Genomic DNA, 21445 nt, shown 5'->3' with positions numbered 1-21445 from the left:
TGCTATGAGTTCTGCCTCAGGAGCGTCATTGGGTTGACGCAACGTTGTCGCAGGATCATTTCGCACCATGACGACCGGCGTCAGCGCGTTTTACGACGGCATTTCAATATTTTACGGTTTCGACCGGGTGATGGACCCGGCTTTGTACATGCCGCTGCCGGATGACTGGATCATCGGCGTCGCCGATATCGTGGAATCCACCAAGGCCATCGCCGAACAGCGCTACAAGGCCGTCAACATGGCCGGCGCTGCCGTCATCGCGGCCGTGACCAATGCGCTGGACGGCCGCGAATTCCCGTTCGTGTTCGGCGGCGATGGCGCGAGCTTCGCAGTCTCACCGGACGATCTCGATCGCGCCCGCGGGGCTTTGGCGGCGACGGCGACCTGGGTGAAGCACGATCTCGATCTCGTGATGCGGGTGGCCCTGGTCCCGATCAAGGACATCCGTGCGCAGGGGCCGGACGTGCGCGTGGCGCGCTTCGGTCCATCGAAGAATGTGTCCTATGCGATGTTTTCCGGTGGCGGATTGGGCTGGGCAGAGGCCGCGATGAAGCGCGGCGAATTCGCGGTGATGCCGGCACCTGTCGGGACCTATCCCGATCTCTCCGGGCTCTCATGTCGTTTCGAGGAAATTCCATCGGCGCACGGTTTGATCCTGTCGGTGCTGGTGACGGCCGCAGCGGGCGCCGAGCCATCCGCATTTCGCCGCGTCATCGAAGACATTATCGCGCTGGTCGAACGCAGTCCAAATGCGGGCCGTCCCGTACCCGCAGGCGGTCCCGCGATGACGTGGCCGCCCGCGGGTCTCGGCTACGAAATCCGAGCTGGCCGCGGCGCGAAATCGCTTTCGCGCTTTCGTATCTGGGTGACGACGCGAACGCTGTTCGTTTTTGTGTTGATGCGTTTTGGCATTAGCGTCGGCGGCTTCGTGCCGAAGACCTATGTGCAGCAGTTGGTCGAGAACTCGGATTTCCGCAAATATGATGACAGCCTGCGCATGATTCTGGATTGCACGCCCGATCTCGAACGCGCGCTGGAGCAGCGTCTTGTTGCGGCGGGCTCGGAAGGAACGGTGCGCTATGGCCTGCATCGGCAGGATGCGGCGATGATGACGTGTTTCACGCCGTCAGCCATCCGCAGCGATCACGTTCATTTCATCGACGGCGCGCGCGGCGGTTATGCCTCGGCGGCCACCGCGTTGAAGGCCATGTCAGTCTGAGAGAAGCGAACTGAGTTACCGGCCGACGCGGGTCCAGTTCTCGCCACCGCAGAATGCGCCGACACAGCCTTCGACCTTCAGCGTGTTAGGGCCGACCAGCGCCACGTTGCTGGTATAGATCTTCCCGTCATCGGCATTATAGATCCGGCCCGACCACGTGTTCGCTCCGGTAGGGCGCATATCGTAGAACAGGTGAACACCGATCATCGAACGTTTAGCCAGCGCGGGATCGGGATTCTTGTCGTCGATCGGCGGCTTGCCGGTCTGCGGATCGATCTTGTCGCGCAGCGAGACGACGGTGCCGCACAGGATGGTGCCGCATTTGCTGACCCGCACCTGTGCATCGCCGGCCTGGGTCTGCCAGACACCCGTTGCTTCGCCGCCCGATTGGGCTTGCGCAGCGGAGCCTGCGAACACTGCACCCAGCAATGCGATCATAACAGTCAATCTGGCGGCCATGCGTGTCTCCTCGGATCAGGCGGTCTGCATAACAAGAAATGGGATTTGTGCAATGCCGCGGCGATGCGTTTGAGACTACTCAGCGTCTCAAATGATCATGATCGATTCAATTTGACGCAGCTTGCTCAGGTCAACCGGTGGCGGTCACCACGGCAGCCCGCACAGGTCCATCTCGCCTTCATGCGGCGCTCGCTTCAGGTAGGACACCAGCGGGGTCATGACATCGAAGCGTACCCGCTCGCCGTGCTGTTCGGCATAGACCTCGCCGATGAACGGCTTCCAGTTGCGGCGGGTGTAGAAATCCAGATTGTGCGGTTCACAGAATAGCAGCGCAAAATCGGTGGCGCGTTCGTCTTTCAGCGTATGGAGTGCGGCGGTGAGCGCCAGACTGGCCAGACCGCGACGACGATAGTCGGGATGCGTCACAACGCCGCCGATGCCGCCAATCCGCGTCTTGCGATCCTTCCATATGCCTTCGCGCCGATACAGGCCGACATGGCAGACCGGCTGTCCGTCGTCCTCCACGATGACCCGCAATTCGGGATAGGCGAAGACCACGTGTCCCCAGGGCAGTTTCTCGACCGCCTCGCGCGGCCAAACCAGGTCGAACAGCGGTTTGACGCTCGGCCATGAGGCATCGCCGGTCACAATCTCGATTTCGATGCTCATTTCGGTCGCCACCTCTGCGCTTTGTGCAGCCCTTATAGGTCGGTCCGAGGGTAGTAAACCTGTCGAATCCAGTGCTTATCTTAGAATAATATTCTAGGGATCAAGGAAACGTTGGAATGACTGAGGCGGAGCTCTCCAAATACCAGCGCTGGGCGATTTTGGCCGGCGCGGCGACGCTGCTCAGCCTGGCCATGGGCATGCGCCAGAGCTTCGGCCTGTTTCAACCCTCGATTCTGCGCGACACCGCCATCACCACGGCTGATTTCTCCCTGGCCACCGCTTTGCAGAACGTGATCTGGGGCATCTCGCAGCCCTTCATCGGTGCTATCGCCGATCGTTTCGGCACCCGTCACGTGATGATCATCGGCGTTGTGATCTATGCGGCCGGCCTCGTCTTCATGATGGTCGCGACCACGCCGCTGGTTTTCACCCTGGGCGCCGGCCTTTGCGTCGGCCTCGCACTGTCTTGCACGGCGTCGAGCATGACCATGACGGTAGCTTCGCGCAGCGTCTCCGCCGCCAAGCGCAGCGTCACCATGGGCGCGGTGTCGGCTGCAGGTTCGCTCGGTCTCGTCATCGCGTCGCCGCTGGCGCAGACGCTGATCTCGACGGCGGGCTGGCAAGTGGCGCTGATCGGCTTTCTCGGCCTCGCTGCGGTGATGCTCCCCGCTGCGCTGTTTGCTGGCCAGTCTGACAAGATCGAACGCGCACCGGCGGATGAGCTGCAGCAATCTTTGGGAGAAGTGGTGCAGTCCGCACTCGGTCATTCCGGTTATATCGTGCTGGCGTTGTCGTTCTTTGTCTGCGGCCTGCAGCTCGTATTCATCACCACGCATCTGCCGAATTATCTGGCGATCTGCGGCCTCGACGCGTCGCTTGGCGCCACCGCGCTGGCAATAGTCGGTCTGTTCAATGTGTTTGGCTCCTATGCCTTTGGCTGGCTTGGCGGCCGTTATCCGAAGCAGATTTTGCTCGGCGGAATTTACATCGTTCGCTCGTTGGCGCTCGCCACTTATTTCTATTTTCCGGCGACGCCGACCACGACCATGGTCTTCGCAGCCGTGCTGGGATCGCTGTGGCTCGGCGTGGTCCCGCTGGTGAACGGCCTCGTCGCGCAGCTGTTCGGGTTGCGCTTCATGGCGACACTCACGGGCATCGCCTTCCTCAGCCATCAGGCAGGATCTTTCCTGGGCGCCTGGGGCGGCGGCATGATCTTCTCTCATCTCGGCAATTACGATCGTGCCTGGCAATTCGCCGTCGTGATCGGGATGATCGCCGGATGCTTCCAGATGCTGATGAATGTGAAGCCGCCAGTGCGGCGCGATGCCGTCTCCGCCGCAATGCCGAGCGCGGCCTGATCGCGAAGCGATCGGGGATCGCAAAGATGGGAGTGTCGGAGCCGGGCGGAACCTTCTATAAGGGTTCCCGTTAAGCCAACTCTCCCATTATTGCGGATCTTGACCCATGACCTTCACGCTTCCCAATCTGCCTTACGCCTATGACGCGCTCGCGCCGCATATGTCGAAGGAAACGCTGGAATTCCATCACGATAAGCACCATCAGGCTTACGTGACCAACGGCAACAACCTGCTGAAGGGCACCGAATTCGAAGGCAAATCGCTTGAAGAAATCGTGAAGGGCTCGTTCGGCAAGAATGCCGCGCTCTTCAACAATGCCGGCCAGCACTACAACCATCTCCACTTCTGGAACTGGATGAAGCCGAACGGCGGTGGCGACAAGCTGCCCGGCCGTCTGGAGAAGAAGATCACCGAGGATCTCGGCGGTCTCGAGAAGTTCAAGACCGACTTCGCCGCTGCAGGCGTTGGCCAGTTCGGCTCCGGCTGGGCCTGGCTCTCGGTCAAGAACGGCAAGCTGGAAATCTCCAAGACCGCGAACGGCGAAAGCCCGTTGGTCCATGGCGCGACCCCGATCCTCGGCGTCGACGTCTGGGAGCACTCCTACTACATCGACTACCGCAACCGTCGTCCCGACTATCTCAAGGCGTTCGTCGATCACCTTGTGAACTGGGAATATGTCGACGAGCAGTTCGGCAAGGCGGTCTGATCGCTTTCGATTTGCGTTTAATGACGCGCGGGAAGGGCGGTGGCGCAAGCTGCCGCTTTTTTTCGTTGTCGTGACGTTTTCGTGTCTTGCTCGGCCTGCTGCGACTTGCCGCCGCAGACACGCTGCGGCAGAACGGAATGACGTGAGCCACCAAGCGCAGCGGGTGTTCGATGAATTACGTTTTGGTTTTTGTCGGCGGCGGCCTCGGCGCCACCCTGCGCCATGTGATCAACATGACCTGCGCCCGCTGCATGGGGACGGCATTCCCGTGGGGCACCTTCATCATCAACATCACTGGCTCCACGGTGATGGGCCTGATCGCCGGCTATCTGGCTTACAAGGGCGAGGCCTCGCAGCCCTGGCGCCTGTTCCTGATGACCGGCATCCTCGGCGGCTACACGACGTTTTCGGCCTTTTCACTGGATACGGCAGTGCTCTATGAGCGCGGCGACCTAGGCCTCGCACTGGCCTATGTGCTGGGCTCGGTGGTGCTATCGATTGCCGGGCTTTTTGCCGGCCTGGCGCTGGTCCGCCACTTCGCCTGAACCCTCCCAGGCTTGCGGTATGTTATAATATAACATAAATAAGGGGCAGGCGCCTTGGCGCCGGATATTCATTGGCCAGGCCCGATTTCATGGCGCACTCCCATTCCCACGGTCATGACCACTCCCATGGTCACGCGGACGGCCACGGTCATACCCACAGCCATGGCCCGGCAAGCCCGCATCCGGCCCAGCCCGCGCCCTGGTCGATCTTGCGCATGACGTTGCCCGCACGGCTGGGGGCTGCGCTGGCGGTCTCCGCAGCGCTCTGGGCGGTGGTTCTGCTGGCGATGAGGCCATCATGACGACACAGCTCGCTTTCCAGAACGTCACGCTGGGTTATGACCGGCATCCGGCCGTGCATCACCTCAATGGCGAGATCGCAGCTGGCAGTTTGCTCGCGGTGGTCGGGCCGAACGGCGCGGGCAAATCCACGCTGTTTCGCGGCATCGTCGGCATCCTGAAGCCGCTGACGGGCGCGATCACACTTGGCGGCCTGAAGGCGCGCGACATCGCTTACCTGCCGCAGAGCGTCGACATCGACCGCACATTCCCTATCTCGGTGTTCGACTTCGTCGGCACAGGGCTTTGGCGCAAGACCGGGATATTCGGCGGCCTTGGCAAGAACGCACGCGAGCAAATTGGACGGGCCCTCACCGCTGTTGGCCTCAACGGATTCGAGAACCGCAATATCGGCACGCTGTCCGGCGGCCAGATGCAGCGGATGCTGTTTGCGCGGGTGTTGTTGCAGGACGCACGCGTTATCGTGCTCGACGAGCCGTTCAATGCGATCGACGCCAAGACGTCGGCTGATTTGATTGCGCTGGTGCGTCACTGGCATGCCGAGAAGCGCACGGTACTGGCGGCGCTGCACGATATGGAGATGGTACGCGCGCATTTCCCGGAGACGCTGCTGCTAGCGCGCGGCTCCGTGGCCTGGGGACCGACCCAGCAGGTGCTGACGGCGGATAACCTGCTGGAGGCGCGGCGCATGTGCGAAGCCTTCGACGATGGCGCCGGCACCTGTGTTGTCGATGCCGCACACTCGCGGGCGGCCTGATCGACATGCTCTACGATGCGCTGATCGCGCCTTTCCTCGAATTCGAATTCATGCGCCGCGCGCTGGCCGGCGTGGTTGCGCTCGCGCTCGGCGGCGCGCCGATCGGCGTGTTCCTGATGCTGCGGCGGATGAGCCTTGTCGGCGATGCTATGGCGCATGCGATTCTGCCGGGGGCGGCGATCGGCTTCCTGTTCTCGGGGCTAAATCTGTTTGCGATGACGTTTGGCGGCCTGATTGCAGGCTTTTCCGTCGCTTTGCTGGCAGGGCTGGTGTCGCGCGTGACCGTTATCAAAGAAGACGCATCGCTTGCCGCGTTCTATCTCGTATCACTCGCAGTCGGCGTCACCATCGTTTCGATGCGCGGCACCAATATCGATCTGCTGCACGTGCTGTTTGGCAATATTCTCGCACTCGACGATCAGACGCTGCTGGTGATCGCGTTCAACGCGACGATCACACTGGTGGTGATGGCGGTGATCTATCGTCCACTGGTGATCGAATGCGTCGATCCGGTGTTTCTGCGCACGGTCTCGCGCGCCGGTGCACCCGCGCATCTGGCGTTCCTTGCGCTGGTCGTCGTCAATCTCGTCAACGGCTTCCACGCCCTCGGCACGCTGCTCGCGGTGGGGCTGATGATCCTGCCGGCGGGCATCGCGCGGTTCTGGTCGCGCGATATCACGGGGATAATGATGATCTCCGTCGCGAGCGCGATGGCCTCCGGTTACTTCGGTCTGGTGCTGTCGTTCCAGACCAAGGTGCCGTCCGGCCCCGCGATCATTCTGGTCGCCGCGGTGCTCTACGTATTTTCGGTTTTGTTCGGCAATGTCAGTGGCTTGGTGAGGCAGTTGTTCCCCGGCCGGCATCTTGAGGCGTAGGTGTGTCAGTTATGCGGAAATGCAGCGTATTTGTCCTTTGTGCCATCCTGTCGCTCGTCAATGCGATCGTCCCGGCGCGTGCGCAGGACAAGACCCAGAACAAGATCGATGTCGTCGCGAGTTTCTCCATCCTGGGTGACTTCGTGCGCAATGTCGGCGGCGAGCGGATAGCTGTCACGACCCTGGTCGGCCCGAATGGCGATGCGCATGTCTACACACCAACGCCGCGTGACGCGAAAAAGATCGCCGATGCGAAGCTCGTTGTCGTCAACGGCCTCGGCTTCGAAGGCTGGCTGCCGCGGTTGGTGAAATCATCCGGCGGCAAGGCTGTCATCGTCACCGCGACACAGGGCATCGCACCGCGCAAGCTCGACTCGCACGAGGATCCGCACGCCTGGCAATCGGTGGCCAATGCCAGGATCTATGTCGCAAACATTCGCGATGCGCTGGCCAAGGCCGATCCTGCCGGTGCCGACACCTACAAGGCGAACGCCGAGGCCTATCTCGCGAAGCTGACAACCCTCGACGGTGACGTGAAGGCGGCTGTGGCTTCCATCCCCTCAGCGCACCGCAAGGTAATCTCGACCCACGACGCCTTCGGCTATTTCGCGGCGGCCTATGGCATCGAATTTATTGCGCCGCAGGGCGTTTCGACGGATTCGGAGCCCAGCGCGAAGGATATCGCGGTCATCATCACCCAGCTCAAGATCTCGAAAATTCCGGCCGTTTTTCTGGAAAACATCGCCGATCCCCGGCTGATGCGCCGGATCGCCGCCGAGACCGGGGCAAAAATCGGCGGAACGCTGTATTCCGACAGTCTGACGCCCGAAAACGGCGATGCACCCACTTACATTGATATGGTCAGGCACAATATAAAGGCGCTGACGAGCGCGCTGACCAGTTAGCGCAGGGGCACCCCTGCTGCCGGCGCTGCACAAGACCCCGCCGGAGTGATCATGTCTGAAGCGACTGCCAACAAAATTCCCGTGACCGTGCTGACCGGCTATCTCGGCGCCGGCAAGACCACGCTGCTGAACCGCATCCTGTCGGAAAACCACGGCAAGAAATACGCTGTGATCGTCAACGAGTTCGGCGAGATCGGTATCGACAACGATCTCATCATCGGCGCGGATGAAGAAGTTTTCGAGATGAACAACGGCTGCGTCTGCTGCACTGTCCGCGGCGACCTCGTGCGCATTCTCGATGGTCTCATGAAGCGCAAGGGCAAGTTCGACGCGATCATCGTCGAGACCACGGGCCTCGCCGATCCCGCCCCGGTGGCGCAGACCTTCTTCGTCGACGAGGACGTGCAGGCCCATGCACGGCTCGACGCGGTGGTGACCGTGGCCGATGCCAAATGGCTGAGCGACCGCCTTAAGGACGCGCCGGAAGCCAAGAACCAGATCGCCTTTGCCGATGTCATCGTGCTGAACAAGATCGATCTCGTGTCGAAGCCCGAGCTCGCCGAAGTCGAGGCGCGCATTCGCGCCATCAACCCCTATGCGAAGCTGCACAAGACCGAACGCGCGCAGGTGAAGCTGTCCGATGTGCTGGAGCGTGGCGCCTTCGATCTCGATCGCATTCTGGAGATCGAACCGGAATTCCTCAATGCGGACGACGGTCACGATCATCATGACCACGATCACGGCCATCATCACCATCATGATCACGGCCACGGTGGTCTGAAGCACTATCACGACGAGGATATGCACTCGATGTCGCTGCGTACCGACAAGGCGCTCGATGCCTCGACCTTCATGCCCTGGCTGCAGGACCTGATGGCCAAGGAGGGCGGCAAGATTTTACGCTCCAAGGGCATCCTGTCGTTCTCCGGCGATGACGAGCGCTATGTCTTCCAGGGCGTCCACATGATGCTCGAAGGCGATCATCAGCGGCCGTGGAAGGACGGCGAGAAGCGCGAAAGCCGTCTTGTCTTTATCGGTCGCGATCTGCCCGAGCAGCTGATCCGCGACGGCTTCGAACGCTGCATCCCCGCCTGATGATGTCCGATTTCAATCCGCTGCAGGAGCAGGAATCCATCGTCTCGGTCACCGACCGCGTGTTGCCGGTGGCCATCGGTGCATCGGTCACATCAGTGCATTTTCTCGGCGACAAGGCAGCCTTTGTCGGCGCCGAAGAGAAAGTCACGCTGGTCGATCCGGCGGGTGCGATGTCGCCCGTCGAGGTCGCATTCGGTGGCATCCTGTGCTCGACCTCCGACGGCAAGCGCGTCGTCATGGGCTGTGACGACGGCAAGGTCGTCGTGCTCGATCGCGACGGCACAGTCTCGACCTTTGCGACCGACGCCAAACGGCGCTGGATCGACAGTGTTGCGCTGCATCCCGATGGCGCTGTGGCGTGGTCGGCGGGCAAGACGGCCTTCGTGCAGGCGCCGAAGGGCGAGGTGAAATTCTTCGAGGTGCCGTCGACCGTTGGCGGCCTTGCATTCGCGCCCAAAGGTCTGCGGCTCGCGATAGCCCACTACAACGGCGTGACGCTGTGGTTTCCCAACATGGCCGGCAATGCCGAAGTGCTGGAATGGGCCGGTTCGCATCTCGGCGTGACATTCAGCCCGGACAACAAGTTTCTGGTCACCGCGATGCATGAGCCGGCGCTGCATGGCTGGCGTCTCGTCGACGGCAAGCACATGCGCATGACCGGCTATCCCGCACGCGTGCGCTCGATTTCCTGGAGCGCCGGTGGCAAGGGTCTCGCGACCTCGGGCGCGGATACGGTCATCATCTGGCCGTTCGCGAGCAAGGACGGCCCGATGGGCAAGGAGCCGGCAATGCTGGCGCCGCTCAAGGCCAAGGTCACCATGGTGGCCTGTCATCCCAAGCAGGACATCCTGGCCGCCGGTTACAGTGACGGCACCATCCTGATGGTCCGCATGACCGATGGCGCCGAGATTCTGGTGCGGCCCAACAAGGGGCAGCCCGTCAGCGCGCTGGCCTGGAATGCCAAGGGTACGCTGCTGGCCTTCGCCGATCAGGACGGCGACGCGGGATTGCTGGAGCTGTAGTTCTTTCACCTCCCCTGTGGGGAGAGGGAGTTCACGACGGTCGGTGCGAGGCGGCATTGTCATCCGCCCGTCACTTCCTGTACGCATGCAGACATCATGCGATTTTTGGCAACATTCCAGACCTACGACTTCCTCGACACGCTGCTCAGCCTGGCCACGGCCTTTGTGCTGGGCACGCTGATCGGTGCTGAGCGACAATATCGCCAGCGCACCGCGGGCCTGCGCACCAATGTGTTGGTGGCGCTCGGGGCGGCCGCTTTCGTCGATCTCGCAATGCAGCTGCACGGTGCCGATGGCGCGGTGCGCGTGATCGCCTATGTCGTCTCCGGCATCGGCTTTCTCGGTGCGGGCGTCATCATGAAGGAAGGCACCAATGTGCGCGGCCTCAATACGGCGGCGACGCTGTGGAGTTCGGCCGCGGTGGGCTCCTGCGCCGGCGCGGACATGATCGCACAGGCTATCGCGCTTACGTTTTTCGTGCTGGCCGGCAATACGCTGCTGCGGCCGCTGGTCAATGCGATCAACCGGGCGCCGCTGGACGCGAAGTCGTCGGAAGTGACCTATTACGTGCGGCTCACGGTCTCGCCCGAGGTGGTACCCGAGATGCGCGAGCGCCTGCAGGAGGCGCTGGAAGCCGCAAAATATCCGGTCGGCGATGTCGATGTGATCGAGCAGAGCGACACCCAGCAGGAGATCGTGGCCACGCTGGTCTCGACGGCCGTCGATCCCAAGGAGCTGGATGCCGTGGCCGCCCGGCTCGAGGCGTATGCCGGCGTGCGCAACGCCACATGGGACGTCAGCACCAAGGACTAGTCGTCCAAAGGAAGTCCAGGGCGCCATCGGCGATCTGCGACTTCCGGCTCGGGAACTTTGGCGGCCGGCTCCCGTTGTCACCGCACATTAACTGCGGTGGATGCCATGATCCCGACGACCCAGACGCGCGTGTTCCGGACGTATTTCACGATCGCGATCTTGGCGACCGCAGCAGGATTGGGCGCATCGACGTCGGCAATGGCGCGGCTCACGCTGACGCCACCATCCGCTCGATTTGCCCAGGCGACGCCGCCACTGCAGTCGACGCCTGGTGCCGAAAACAAGCCGTCGGCCCCCGCAGAACCCGCGACCACCGGCCAGCGCCCGCAGGAAACGCCGCCGCAGCCGGCGCGTCCGGATGCAGAAGCACGCGATGCCGGCGCCAAGCCGGCGCTGCCGCCGGCGCCGGCGGAGAAAACGGCGCCGCCGATCACCACGAAATAGCGGAGCTTTCCAGGTCGCTGTCAAAGTCCCTCATGGTGAGGAGGCGCGTTTGCGCCGTCTCGAACCATGAGGCCGGGTTCTCTCAGTGTGCCGCCATCCTTCGAGACGCGCGCGAAGAGCGCGCTCCTCAGGATGAGGACGGTGTTTGTTGACGCTGCCCGCACAATAGTCTCGCCAGTTTCATCGACCGCCTTCATACTCCCTGCCAACAGTTTCATAGGGGGCACCATGAAGATCGAAGATATCAGGCGTAACGCCTATTCGATGCCGCTGACCAATCCGTCATTTCCGCGCGGGCCCTACAAATTCTACGACCGCGAATATTTCATCATCAGCTATCGCACCGACATGGACGCGCTGCAGGCCGTGGTGCCGGAGCCGCTTGAGATCGTCGACAATATCGTGAAATACGAATTCATCCGCATGCCGGATTCCACCGGCTTCGGCGACTACACCGAAACCGGGCAGGCGATTCCGGTCCGCCTCAACGGCGTCGAGGGCGTCTATATCCACTCGATGTATCTCGACGACGATGCGCCGATTGCCGGTGGCCGCGAGCTCTGGGGCTTCCCGAAGAAGCGCGCGACCCCGAAGATCGTGGTGGAGAGCGACGTGCTGGTCGGCACGCTGCATTACGGCTCGGTGCTCTGCGCGTCAGGCACCATGGGCTACAAGCACCGGCCGGTGGATCATGATACAGTGATGCATGCGCTGACGGTGCCGAACTTTATTCTGAAGATCATCCCGCATGTCGATGGCACGCCGCGCATCTGCGAGCTGGTGCGCTATCACCTGGAAGAGATCAATCTCAAGGAAGCCTGGACCGGGCCTGCGGCGCTCGGCCTGTTTCCACATGCGCTCGCGGATGTGGCGCGGTTGCCGGTGAAGGAAGTCGTGTCGGCGCTGCACTTCAAGTGCGACCTGACGCTGGGGCTGGGCGAAGTGGCGTTTGATTATCTGGCCAAATAGGAAGCGGGCGCCTCTGCCCGACCCTCATGGTGAGGAGGCGTTCTTGCGCCGTCTCGAACCATGAGGCCGAGGTGTCGAAGTGTGCGGCCATCCTTCGAGACGGCGCTGAAGAAGCGCCTCCTCAGGATGAGGGCTGAGCATGTGGTGGTTTCCGTAAGTGAGGTAACTTGCGTCGAGCAAGTTGCTTTAATATCGCGAAGTCGCCACGGATCAGCGCTTCTTTCTTCGCCCTGCTCCAGCGCTTGAGTTTACGCTCATTCTCGATCGCGTCGGTGATGCGCTCAAACCATTGCGAATACAACAGTTCGACAGGTCTGCGTGTAGACGTATAGCCGGGAAAGGTGCCGGCGTTGTGCTGGGCTATTCTGATGTCGAGCGAGGTGCGTGTGATGCCGATATAATAACTCCCGTCGGCACACCTCACGATATAGAGAAACGCACCGTCCAGCATGGATCGGCTCCATTTTCTGAGAAATTGAAAGTTCCAATCTCGAGAATGGAGCAGTCGTTCGCACTGTCAAGTTGCTCTGCAGCCCAACCCCTCATGGTGAGGAGGCGCTTCTTCAGCGCCGTCTCGAACCATGAGGGCACGGAGCCGGAGCCCGCGGCCATCCTTCGAGACGCAAATGGCGGCTGCGAGATGCAGCCGCCATTTGCTCCTCAGGATGAGGGCGGAGTGTTCGCTACCGCACCAGCACGTTCTTGAACTGCCACGGATCGCTCGTGTCGATATCTTCCGGGAACAGGCCCGGGCGGCCTTCGAGCGGCGTCCAGTCGGTGTAGTAGCCCTTCACCGGGCCGAGATAGGGTGTCTGGATCTCCAGCAGACGCTCGAAGTCGATCTCGTCGGCCTCGACGATACCTTCCGTCGGATGCTCCAGCGCCCAGACCATGCCGCCGAGCACGGCCGAGGTCACCTGCAGGCCGGTGGCGTTCTGATAGGGCGCGAGTTCACGCGTCTCCTCGATGGAGAGCTGTGAGCCGAACCAGTAGGCATTGTTGTCGTGGCCGTAGAGCAGCACACCGAGTTCGTCGATACCGTCGACGATTTCGTTTTCGTCGAGGATGTGGTGCTTCGTCTGCATCTTGCCGGAGCCGAACATCTCGTGCAGCGACAGCACCGCATCGTCCGCCGGGTGATAGGCATAGTGGCAGGTCGGCCGGAACACCGCGGTGCCCGACGCGTCACGCACCGTGAAATAATCGGAGATCGAGATCGACTCGTTGTGGGTGACGAGGAAGCCGTATTGCGCGCCGCGCGTCGGGCACCAGGTGCGCACGCGCGTATTGGCGCCGGGCTGCATCAGGTAGATCGCAGCGCCGCAGCCGGCCTCATGGGTGTGTGCATTCTCCGGCATCCACTTTTCATGGGTGCCCCAGCCGAGTTCGGACGGCTGCACGCCTTCCGAGAGGAAGCCTTCGACCGACCAGGTGTTGACGAAGACCTCCGGCGGCTTCGGCGACTTGGAGCGTTGCGTGTCGCGCTCAGCGATGTGGACGCCCTTGATGCCGGCCTGCCGCATCAGGTCCGCCCATTCGGCCTTGGTCTTCGGCTGCGGGGCATTGAGCTTCAGGTCGGAAGCGACATTCAGCAGCGCCTGCTTGACGAAGAAGGAGACCATGCCGGGATTGGCGCCGCAGCAGGAGACGGCCGTGGTCGAGCCGGCCTTGCGGGCCTTCTTGGCGGCCAGCGTCGTTTCGCGCAAAGCGTAGTTGGAGCGCGCTTCGGCGCCCTTCGATGCGTCGAAATAGAAGCCGAGCCAGGGCTCGTTGACCGTGTCGATGTAGAGCGCGCCGAGCTCGTTGCAGAGCTCCATGATATCGACCGAGCCGGTATCGACCGACAGGTTGACGCAAAAACCCTGGCCGCCGCCCTCAGTGAGGAGGGGCGTCAGCAGTTCGCGATAATTCTCCCTGGTCAGCCCCTGCTGGATGAAGCGCAGACCATGCTTGTCGCACAGCGCCTTGCGGCCCTCATCCTTGGGGTCGAGCACGGTGATGCGCGACTTGTCGTAGTCGAGATGCCGCTCGATCATCGGCACCATGCCCTTGCCGATCGAGCCGAAGCCGACGATCACGATGGGGCCAGTGATCTTCGCGTAGATCGGCGAGGCGGGGGATGAGGACATCAGCTTCTAACTCCAGACAGGATCAAGATGAACGCGCTGCGTCGTGCGCGGTTGGGAAAGGACAGTGACGATGTGACATCAGAATGAAATTTCGGGAATGAAATCTCGATGCCGGTATTAAATGCAGCTCAGCGCCGTATGCCGACCGAGAGAACGGTCAGCGAACGTGGTTCCCCCGAGGGCGTCTCGAATGTAATGGACTGCCCCGCAGAAAGGCCGATAAGCGCGGCTCCGATCGGGGTCAATACCGAAATTCGCCCGGTGTCCACGTCGGCGGAGGTCGGATAGACCAGTGTGACGTGCTTTTCCTGCCCGCTGATATCGTCGCGGAACGTCACATCGGACTCCATGCCGACGATTCCGGGCAATGGATGAGTGTCGGGCACGATCGTCGCGCGCTCAACTTCGCCGGCCAGAAAGTCGGCGGTCACAGGGTATTTCTCTGCAGCGGCCTCGGCCAGTACGCCGAGACGCTCACGGTCGCTGCGGCGGAGTGTGATGGGCGGCAGCTCAGTGCGAAGGGAATGGATCATGGGTTTCACAGCCAAATGACGCCCGGCGCGCAAAGCGCCCGAGCATGCCAAGAATGATGAGGATGTTGAAATCGAACAAGCCCGGACGGCGCGCGCGCGTGCGCCCGGGTCACATTCCTGCTTGAAGGTGACCGGCGCGGAGCAGTAAGCGGTTGCGGGGCAGGTTCGTCATGATGGCCGAAACCTATGTATCCTGCAGTGAAAGTCAACCGGCGATGGCGCCGTTGCTAGCAGCGACGTCAAACGGGTGTGTCTGACGCGCGGTTGACGATCAGCTGCGCCGCTTGGCGGTGACTTCGATTTCGACTTTCATCTCGGGCTTGTAGAGCCCGGAGACCACGAGGAGCGTGGCAGCGGGCCTGATCTCGCCGAGATGCGCACCGGTCACCGCGAACACCTTGTCGGCGTCGCTGGCGTCGGTGATGTAGTAGATCGCGCGCACGATATCGGCCATGGCAAAGCCGGCCTCCTTCAGTGCGGCTTCAATGGTCTTGAAGCAGTTCTGTGTCTGTGCCGTGATATCTGCCGGCAAGATCATGGTGGTGTAATCGTAGCCGGTGGTTCCGGACACGAAGCAGAAATCGCCGTCGACCACCGCACGGCTGTAGCCAGCGGTCTTTTCGAATGGCGATCCGGTGGAAATCAGTTTGCGCGTCATTACCGGGCTCTCCTGCGGAGGTGAGCTCCGCAATGCCGTGTCTTGGTGGTCAAATCAAGCCGCGTGGGCCAGATCGGCAGGCTCAGCAGCCTTGCGGACCCATTTACCGCTTCCGAAGATGATGCCGCGGGCGCCATCCAGCGCTCCGGGCTTCAGCTCGAGGCCGAGCAGGCGATCACGCTCGAACGGCCCGGGCAGCGCCAGCGCGGCCAACCTGTCCGGCGAGAATCCGAAACGCTCGTAATAGGGGGCGTCGCCGAGCAGCACGATGGCGCCATGGCCGCGCGCCGAGGCCTCGGCGATCGCGTGATTCATCAACGCGGCGCCAAGGCCAAGGTCGCGGGCACCCGGATCGACCGCCAGGGGGCCGAGCATCAGTGCAGCTCGGCCCCCGGCGTCGACATGCCAAAGCCTGATCGTGCCGACCAGCCTGCCTTGCGCCACCGCCGAGAAGGCCAGGCCTTCGGCGGGCAGTCGTCCGTCACGCAGTCGCTGGCAGGTGCGGGCATGGCGCGAAGCGCCGAAGCACACATCCAGCAGAGATTCACGGGCGGCGACGTCGGAGCCACGTTCCGCACGGATCTCGTACGAAGGGGCTGCGATGGGCAAAGCAACAGTGTTGTTGGTGGCGGTCTCGTGCAGATCGGTCATGGCATGTCGGTCCCCACTCCGTTTTTCACACGGAGTGTTGTCATCCAGAATTGGAAGGTGACGGGATGAGAGCCGGCGGGCCGGCTCTCCGATTAGTCATATCCGGGGTGGATGCCGGATATAGTGAGCGAAGTCAGATTTGCAACGCTCAGATATGGAAGGTGCGGAGCGGCGGGAAGCCGTTGAACGCCACTGCCGAGTAGGTCGACGTATAGGCGCCGGTGCCTTCGATCAGCAGCTTGTCGCCGATCTCGAGAGTCACGGGCAGCGGATACGGCAGCTTCTCATACATCACGTCGGCCGAATCGCAGGTCGGGCCGGCGAGCACGCAGGGCGTCATCTCGGCGCCGTCATGCGGCGTCTTGATGGCGTAGCGGATCGACTCGTCCATGGTCTCGGCGAGACCGCCGAACTTGCCAATGTCCAGGTAAACCCAGCGCACATCGTCCTCGTCGCTCTTCTTCGAGATCAGAACGACTTCGGCTTCGATGATGCCGGCATTGCCGACCATGCCGCGGCCCGGCTCGATGATGGTCTCCGGGATCGCGTTGCCGAAATGCTTGCGCAGCGCACGGAAGATCGAACGGCCGTACTGCACGACCGCCGGGACTTCCTTGAGGTACTTGGTCGGGAAGCCGCCGCCCATATTGACCATGGAGAGGTTGATCCCGCGCTCGGCGCAGTCACGGAACACCGACGAGGCCATTGCCAGCGCACGGTCCCATGCCTTCACCTTGCGCTGCTGCGAGCCGACATGGAATGAAATGCCATAGGGCTCCAGGCCAAGACGCTTGGCGAGGTCCAGCACGTCGACAGCCATTTCCGGATCGCAGCCGAACTTGCGCGACAGCGGCCACTCGGCGCCGGCGCAATCGTAGAGAATGCGGCAGAACACGCGGGCGCCAGGAGCTGCACGCGCGATCTTCTCGACCTCAGCGGCGCAATCGACCGAGAACAGGCCGATGCCGAGCGCGTGGGCGCGCGCGATATCGCGTTCCTTCTTGATGGTGTTGCCGAAGGAGATGCGGTCCGGCGTGGCGCCAGCGTCGAGCGCCATCTGGATTTCCTGCACCGACGCACAGTCGAAGCACGAGCCCATCGAGGCGAGCAGCGACAGCACTTCCGGCGCCGGGTTTGCCTTCACCGCGTAGAACACGCGGCTATCAGGCAAAGCCTTCGCAAAGCTCTGGAAGTTGTCGCGCACGACTTCGAGGTCGACGACGAGGCACGGCTCGACATCGGTGCCCTCGTTGCGGCGGGCGCGGAGGAATTCCTGAATACGTTCGGTCATAGCACTCTCCCAAACGGCCCCGCGAAAGGGTCACGTTCAAAAAATGATGACGGTTCAGCGCTTTCGGACCCAGGCACGCGATGGAGGCGTGACAAAGCCAAAAGTACAGACCGTAAGTGCTGCCGTGGATTGGTTGGGGGTGACCCTACCGCACACCTGGCAATGAAGGACAAGCCTCTTCGGTATTCGCGCTGGCTGTTGGAAAGCCAGCAGAGACCAAAAAAGCCCGCTCCGTCGTTGCTTTAAGTCGCGTCCCCCGTTGAGAACGAGGTGCGCCGGTTCGCCTCCGGCTGCCAGTCACGGTTGCAAAGAACAAAGTCACCTTCAACGGCATCTCTGGAGAGAGATGCTGGCCTTTCGCAAAACTCCGCGAACGACCCTCGGCTTCTTCGTCCCTTGGCGGCTGTCCGGCCTCTTGTCCGGATACCTACCGACTGACACACGACCACAGGCACGTGCGAAATTGGGCAAGACCGGAAATAGGTTCTTTGACCCTGACACGCAACAATTTTTTTGGGCTGTGGGGCATTTTATTCAACGCCATCGCGCAGCGTTGCAAACGAGACGCACTCAGCGCGCTCAACATGAACGGATGTTAAGTTCGGTTAAGGAATTGGCGTAGTCTGGGGCTGGCGTGGAGTGCTGAACTACACCAGCGTCATGGTCCTGTAGTCGTCCTCTCGTGCGGCTGTCATCTCGCTCTCGGTGTCTTCTTCCGCGAGAGGAAGGATCTCGTAAACGCTACAGCTAGCGACGAATCACGAGCAGCCCGGGTGACTGGCGTTCGACTCAAGCACCCAGTTGGGCGCCCGGCCGGGCGATGACAGTCGAGTGTGAGGAAGCCGGAGAGTGGAGCTGCGCGAGCACGCAGCGATCAGCCGCGGCGGGTGAACGGCTCGATCCGTGCGGCGGTGCGCAGGAAGGCGACCATGATGGCGACGCCGCACAGGAACAGGCAAACCTGCAGGATGTGCTCGCCGGTGGTGGAGAGGCCGAACAGGATCGACAGCGCCCAGCCGCCCGCGAAGGCGGCGCCGAACACTTCCGCGCCGATCAGGATCGCCGCCGAGATGACGGTGATGACGCTGGGCCAGTAGATACGGCGAGGGGCGGTGGAGGTGGTCATAATCTCAAGGTCCTGTTTCGGGCCGCAATCTAACGAAAAAGCCTGCTGCGGCAAGCACTAAAGGGCCCAAAAAAGCCCCATCGCGTGGTATAGATCGACGCATTCTATGGGCTTCAAAGCAGGATTTCTTATGTCAGAAACGTCGGTCTCGCCGGTTGCGTCGAAAGGTCTCGAAAATCCGCTTCTGAAAGCCTGGCAGACCCCGTTCGAGACCCCGCCGTTCGACGAGATCAAGCCCGAGCACTTCATGCCGGCCTTCGAACAGGCGTTTTTCGACCATTCGGCCGAGATTGCCGCGATCGTGAACGATCCGGCCGCGCCTGACTTTGCCAATACGATCACGGCGCTGGAGCGCTCCGGCAAGTTGCTCAGCCGTGTGGCATCGGTGTTCTACGATCTGGTGTCGGCGCATTCCAATCCGGCGATCCTGGAGATCGACAAGGACGTGTCGTCGCGGATGGCGCGGCACTGGAATCCGATCATGATGAATGCCGTGTTGTTCGGCCGCATCGTGGCGTTGCACGACAAACGCGCCGAGCTCGGCCTCACCACCGAACAGATGCGTCTCCTGGAGCGGACCTATACCCGCTTCCACCGCTCCGGCGCCGGCCTCGACGAGACCGCCAAGGCGCGAATGGCCGAGATCAACGAGCGTCTCGCGCATCTCGGCACCAGTTTCAGCCATCATCTGCTCGGCGACGAGCAGGAGTGGTTCATGGAGCTGGGCGAAGGCGATCTCGATGGGCTCGCCGAGAGCTTCGTCGCCTCTGCCAGGGCCTCGGCTGACGAGCGCGGCATGACTGGCAAGGCGATCATCACCACGTCGCGGTCCTCGATGGAGCCGTTCCTGAAAAGCGCGGCGCGGCGCGACCTGCGCGAGAGGGCCTACAAGGCCTTCATCCAGCGCGGCAACAATGGCAACGCCAACGACAACAACGAGACCATCGTCGAAATCCTGAAGCTGCGCGAGGAGACCGCGAAGATCCTGGGCTTCCCGACCTTCGCGGCCTATCGCCTGGAAGACTCCATGGCGAAGACGCCGGAGGCCGTGCGCGGTCTGCTGGAGCGGGTCTGGAAGCCGGCGCGTGCCCGCGCGCTGGCCGATCGCGATGCGCTGCAGGAGCTGATCGCGGAGGAGGGCGGCAACTTCAAGCTCGCCGCCTGGGATTGGCGCTATTACGCCGAAAAGCTGCGCCAGCGCCGCGCCAATTTCGATGATGCGGCGATCAAGCCTTATCTGACCCTCGACAACATGATCGCGGCGCAATTCGACACCGCGACGCGCTTGTTCGGTATCACCTTCGCCGAGCGCAAGGACGTGCCGGTCTGGCATCCGGACGTCCGCGTCTGGGAGGTCAAGGACGCCTCGGGCGCGCTCAAGGCCATCTTCTATGGCGACTACTTCGCCCGCCCGTCGAAGCGCTCCGGCGCCTGGATGACCTCGCTGCGCGACCAGCAGAAGCTTGACGGCGACGTCGCACCGCTGGTGCTGAACATCTGCAACTTCGCCAAGGGCACCGACGGCCAGCCATCGCTGCTGTCGCCGGACGACGCGCGCACGCTGTTCCATGAATTCGGCCATGGCCTGCACGGCATGCTGTCCAACGTCACCTATCCCTCGCTGTCGGGGACGTCGGTGTTCACCGACTTCGTCGAACTGCCGTCGCAACTCTATGAACACTGGCAGGAGCAGCCGCAGGTGCTGCAGACCTTCGCCAAGCACTACCAGACCGATGAGCCGCTGCCCGACGATCTGCTGAAACGGTTCATCGCTGCCCGCAAGTTCAACCAGGGCTTTGCCACGGTGGAGTTTGTGTCGTCGGCGCTGATCGATCTTGAATTCCATACCCAGCCGGCCTCGGCCTCCGCCGATGTCGCGGCCTTCGAGAAGAAGGAGCTGGAGAAGATCGGCATGCCCGAGGAAATCGCGCTGCGACACCGGCCGACGCAGTTCGGGCACATCTTCTCCGGCGATCACTACGCGTCTGGCTACTACAGCTACATGTGGTCCGAAGTGATGGATGCGGACGCCTTCGGCGCCTTCGAGGAAGCCGGCAACATCTTCGATCCCGCAGTGGCCAAGCGGCTGCATGACGACATCTATTCGTCGGGCGGTTCGGTTGATCCGGAGGCGGCCTATATAGCGTTCCGCGGCCGTGCCCCCGCGCCGGATGCGCTGCTGCGGCGGCGCGGGTTGCTGGAAGAGCCTGAGGCGGCGTGAGGTGATGCTTCTGATGAACCGCTTTTTGGGTTTGATCGCGATCATGACTGCGCTGGCCAGCGGCATCACTGCTGCCTCCGCCCACCCGCATGTCTTCGTCACGGCATCGAGCGAATTGATCTACGCGCCGGATGGCACCATCACCGGCGTGCGCCATGCCTGGGTGTTCGACGACATGTTCTCGACCTATGCGCTGCAGGGCATCGAGAGCAAGACAAAGGGCGTCTATACCCGCGAGGAACTGGCGCCGCTGGCACAGACCAATGTGGAGTCGCTGAAGGAATTCGCCTTCTTCACCTTCGCCAAGGTGGAAGGCAAGAAGCAGCGCTTCAACGATCCCGTCGACTATTATCTGGAGAAGCGTGACGCCGCGCTGGTGCTGCACTTCACGCTGCCGTTCAAGACACCGTTCAAGGCCAAGAAGATGGAACTCGAAATCTTCGATCCGAGCTTCTTCGTCGATTTCGGCCTCGAGAAGAAAGACCCCATCAAGCTGGCCGGCGCGCCGGCCTCCTGCACGATGGCGATCCAGCGCCCGTCGGACGGCGCCGCCAAGGCGCAGACCATGAATGAAGACACTTTCATGAATGGCGAGAACAGCAATTACGGCGCCATGTTCGCCAACAAGATCACGGTCGATTGCCCATGAGTGTAACTTCATCGACAGGTTTCTCCCCGCGTCATGCCCGGGCTTGTCCCG

Annotated in this window: 24 protein-coding genes; 15 read left to right on the top strand and 9 right to left on the bottom strand. The window is 62.1% G+C overall.

Features of this window, described 5'->3' with window-relative positions; all coding sequences use genetic code 11:
• The first annotated feature begins 67 nt into the window (after nt 1–67).
• Nucleotides 68–1219: a DUF3095 domain-containing protein gene (locus AB7783_RS19425; protein WP_441278529.1), complete on the top strand. Its 1152-nt coding sequence runs from the start codon at nt 68–70 to the stop codon at nt 1217–1219.
• Nucleotides 1220–1234: 15 nt separating this feature from the next.
• Here AB7783_RS19425 and AB7783_RS19420 read toward each other — a convergent pair whose 3' ends face one another.
• Together AB7783_RS19420 and AB7783_RS19415 are read right to left on the bottom strand one after the other, a co-directional pair.
• Entirely contained in the window at nt 1235–1678 is a 444-nt protein-coding gene (locus tag AB7783_RS19420) for a DUF2147 domain-containing protein (RefSeq protein WP_441278528.1), read from the bottom strand.
• A gap of 144 nt (nt 1679–1822) precedes the next feature.
• On the bottom strand, nt 1823–2347 hold the full coding sequence (locus AB7783_RS19415) for a GNAT family N-acetyltransferase (protein ID WP_093757224.1): 525 nt from the start codon (nt 2345–2347) through the stop codon (nt 1823–1825).
• Between the two features lie 116 nt (nt 2348–2463).
• On the opposite strand from AB7783_RS19415, the gene AB7783_RS19410 reads away from it, so the two are divergent.
• The 12 genes from AB7783_RS19410 (at nt 2464) to AB7783_RS19355 (ending at nt 12136) form a co-directional block, all read left to right on the top strand.
• Entirely contained in the window at nt 2464–3705 is a 1242-nt protein-coding gene (locus AB7783_RS19410; RefSeq protein WP_441278527.1) for an MFS transporter, read from the top strand.
• A 106-nt stretch (nt 3706–3811) separates the two neighbouring features.
• Nucleotides 3812–4411 (top strand): superoxide dismutase, encoded by a 600-nt coding sequence (locus AB7783_RS19405; protein ID WP_093757222.1) that lies wholly within the window; start codon nt 3812–3814, stop codon nt 4409–4411.
• Nucleotides 4412–4581: 170 nt separating this feature from the next.
• Complete coding sequence (crcB, locus tag AB7783_RS19400) at nt 4582–4956, top strand: fluoride efflux transporter CrcB (protein WP_320445587.1); 375 nt, start codon at nt 4582–4584, stop codon at nt 4954–4956.
• A gap of 89 nt (nt 4957–5045) precedes the next feature.
• Nucleotides 5046–5258, top strand: coding sequence for a hypothetical protein (locus tag AB7783_RS19395; protein WP_320445586.1), 213 nt, complete (start codon nt 5046–5048; stop codon nt 5256–5258).
• Nucleotides 5255–6013: a metal ABC transporter ATP-binding protein gene (locus tag AB7783_RS19390; protein ID WP_320445585.1), complete on the top strand. Its 759-nt coding sequence runs from the start codon at nt 5255–5257 to the stop codon at nt 6011–6013. Before AB7783_RS19395 ends, AB7783_RS19390 begins: the two co-directional genes overlap by 4 nt.
• 5 nt (nt 6014–6018) lie before the next feature.
• Nucleotides 6019–6888 (top strand): metal ABC transporter permease, encoded by an 870-nt coding sequence (locus AB7783_RS19385; protein ID WP_441278526.1) that lies wholly within the window; start codon nt 6019–6021, stop codon nt 6886–6888.
• A gap of 11 nt (nt 6889–6899) precedes the next feature.
• Nucleotides 6900–7793, top strand: a complete 894-nt coding sequence (locus AB7783_RS19380) for a metal ABC transporter substrate-binding protein (protein WP_320445583.1) — start codon at nt 6900–6902, stop codon at nt 7791–7793.
• A 51-nt stretch (nt 7794–7844) separates the two neighbouring features.
• Nucleotides 7845–8888, top strand: coding sequence for a CobW family GTP-binding protein (locus AB7783_RS19375; protein WP_184512079.1), 1044 nt, complete (start codon nt 7845–7847; stop codon nt 8886–8888).
• The gene (locus AB7783_RS19370; protein WP_441278525.1) at nt 8888–9910 is read left to right on the top strand and encodes a WD40 repeat domain-containing protein; all 1023 of its coding nucleotides are present in this window, start codon (nt 8888–8890) and stop codon (nt 9908–9910) included. Before AB7783_RS19375 ends, AB7783_RS19370 begins: the two co-directional genes overlap by 1 nt.
• A gap of 96 nt (nt 9911–10006) precedes the next feature.
• The gene (locus AB7783_RS19365; protein ID WP_089265780.1) at nt 10007–10723 is read left to right on the top strand and encodes an MgtC/SapB family protein; all 717 of its coding nucleotides are present in this window, start codon (nt 10007–10009) and stop codon (nt 10721–10723) included.
• A gap of 105 nt (nt 10724–10828) precedes the next feature.
• Nucleotides 10829–11167: a hypothetical protein gene (locus AB7783_RS19360; RefSeq protein WP_175367751.1), complete on the top strand. Its 339-nt coding sequence runs from the start codon at nt 10829–10831 to the stop codon at nt 11165–11167.
• A 228-nt stretch (nt 11168–11395) separates the two neighbouring features.
• Complete coding sequence (locus AB7783_RS19355; protein ID WP_441278524.1) at nt 11396–12136, top strand: acetoacetate decarboxylase; 741 nt, start codon at nt 11396–11398, stop codon at nt 12134–12136.
• Nucleotides 12137–12257: 121 nt separating this feature from the next.
• Here AB7783_RS19355 and AB7783_RS19350 read toward each other — a convergent pair whose 3' ends face one another.
• The 7 genes from AB7783_RS19350 to AB7783_RS19320 form a co-directional block, all read right to left on the bottom strand.
• Nucleotides 12258–12587 carry a GIY-YIG nuclease family protein gene (locus AB7783_RS19350; RefSeq protein ID WP_068728996.1) on the bottom strand — a complete coding sequence of 110 codons (330 nt, stop codon included), beginning with the start codon at nt 12585–12587 and terminating at the stop codon, nt 12258–12260.
• A 232-nt stretch (nt 12588–12819) separates the two neighbouring features.
• On the bottom strand, nt 12820–14265 hold the full coding sequence (locus AB7783_RS19345; protein ID WP_093757214.1) for a homospermidine synthase: 1446 nt from the start codon (nt 14263–14265) through the stop codon (nt 12820–12822).
• A gap of 128 nt (nt 14266–14393) precedes the next feature.
• Nucleotides 14394–14798, bottom strand: a complete 405-nt coding sequence (rnk, locus tag AB7783_RS19340) for a nucleoside diphosphate kinase regulator (RefSeq protein WP_309942932.1) — start codon at nt 14796–14798, stop codon at nt 14394–14396.
• Nucleotides 14799–15069: 271 nt separating this feature from the next.
• Nucleotides 15070–15456, bottom strand: coding sequence for a RidA family protein (locus AB7783_RS19335; protein WP_175367756.1), 387 nt, complete (start codon nt 15454–15456; stop codon nt 15070–15072).
• Nucleotides 15457–15510: 54 nt separating this feature from the next.
• Complete coding sequence (locus AB7783_RS19330) at nt 15511–16107, bottom strand: GNAT family N-acetyltransferase (protein ID WP_441278523.1); 597 nt, start codon at nt 16105–16107, stop codon at nt 15511–15513.
• 148 nt (nt 16108–16255) lie between these two features.
• Nucleotides 16256–17398, bottom strand: a complete 1143-nt coding sequence (locus AB7783_RS19325) for a type III PLP-dependent enzyme (RefSeq protein ID WP_068728986.1) — start codon at nt 17396–17398, stop codon at nt 16256–16258.
• 874 nt (nt 17399–18272) lie between these two features.
• Nucleotides 18273–18524: a hypothetical protein gene (locus tag AB7783_RS19320; RefSeq protein WP_068728984.1), complete on the bottom strand. Its 252-nt coding sequence runs from the start codon at nt 18522–18524 to the stop codon at nt 18273–18275.
• Nucleotides 18525–18654: 130 nt separating this feature from the next.
• On the opposite strand from AB7783_RS19320, the gene AB7783_RS19315 reads away from it, so the two are divergent.
• On the top strand, nt 18655–20745 hold the full coding sequence (locus tag AB7783_RS19315; RefSeq protein ID WP_441278522.1) for a M3 family metallopeptidase: 2091 nt from the start codon (nt 18655–18657) through the stop codon (nt 20743–20745).
• 13 nt (nt 20746–20758) lie between these two features.
• On the top strand, nt 20759–21394 hold the full coding sequence (locus AB7783_RS19310; RefSeq protein ID WP_244527976.1) for a DUF1007 family protein: 636 nt from the start codon (nt 20759–20761) through the stop codon (nt 21392–21394).
• Nucleotides 21395–21445: the final 51 nt, after the last annotated feature.

This window comes from Tardiphaga sp. 172_B4_N1_3, from assembly GCF_052076035.1.
Classification (GTDB): Bacteria; Pseudomonadota; Alphaproteobacteria; order Rhizobiales; family Xanthobacteraceae; genus Tardiphaga; species Tardiphaga robiniae.
The sequence above is the reverse complement of the archived record's forward strand: the minus strand, read 5'-3'. Positions and strand labels throughout refer to the sequence as shown.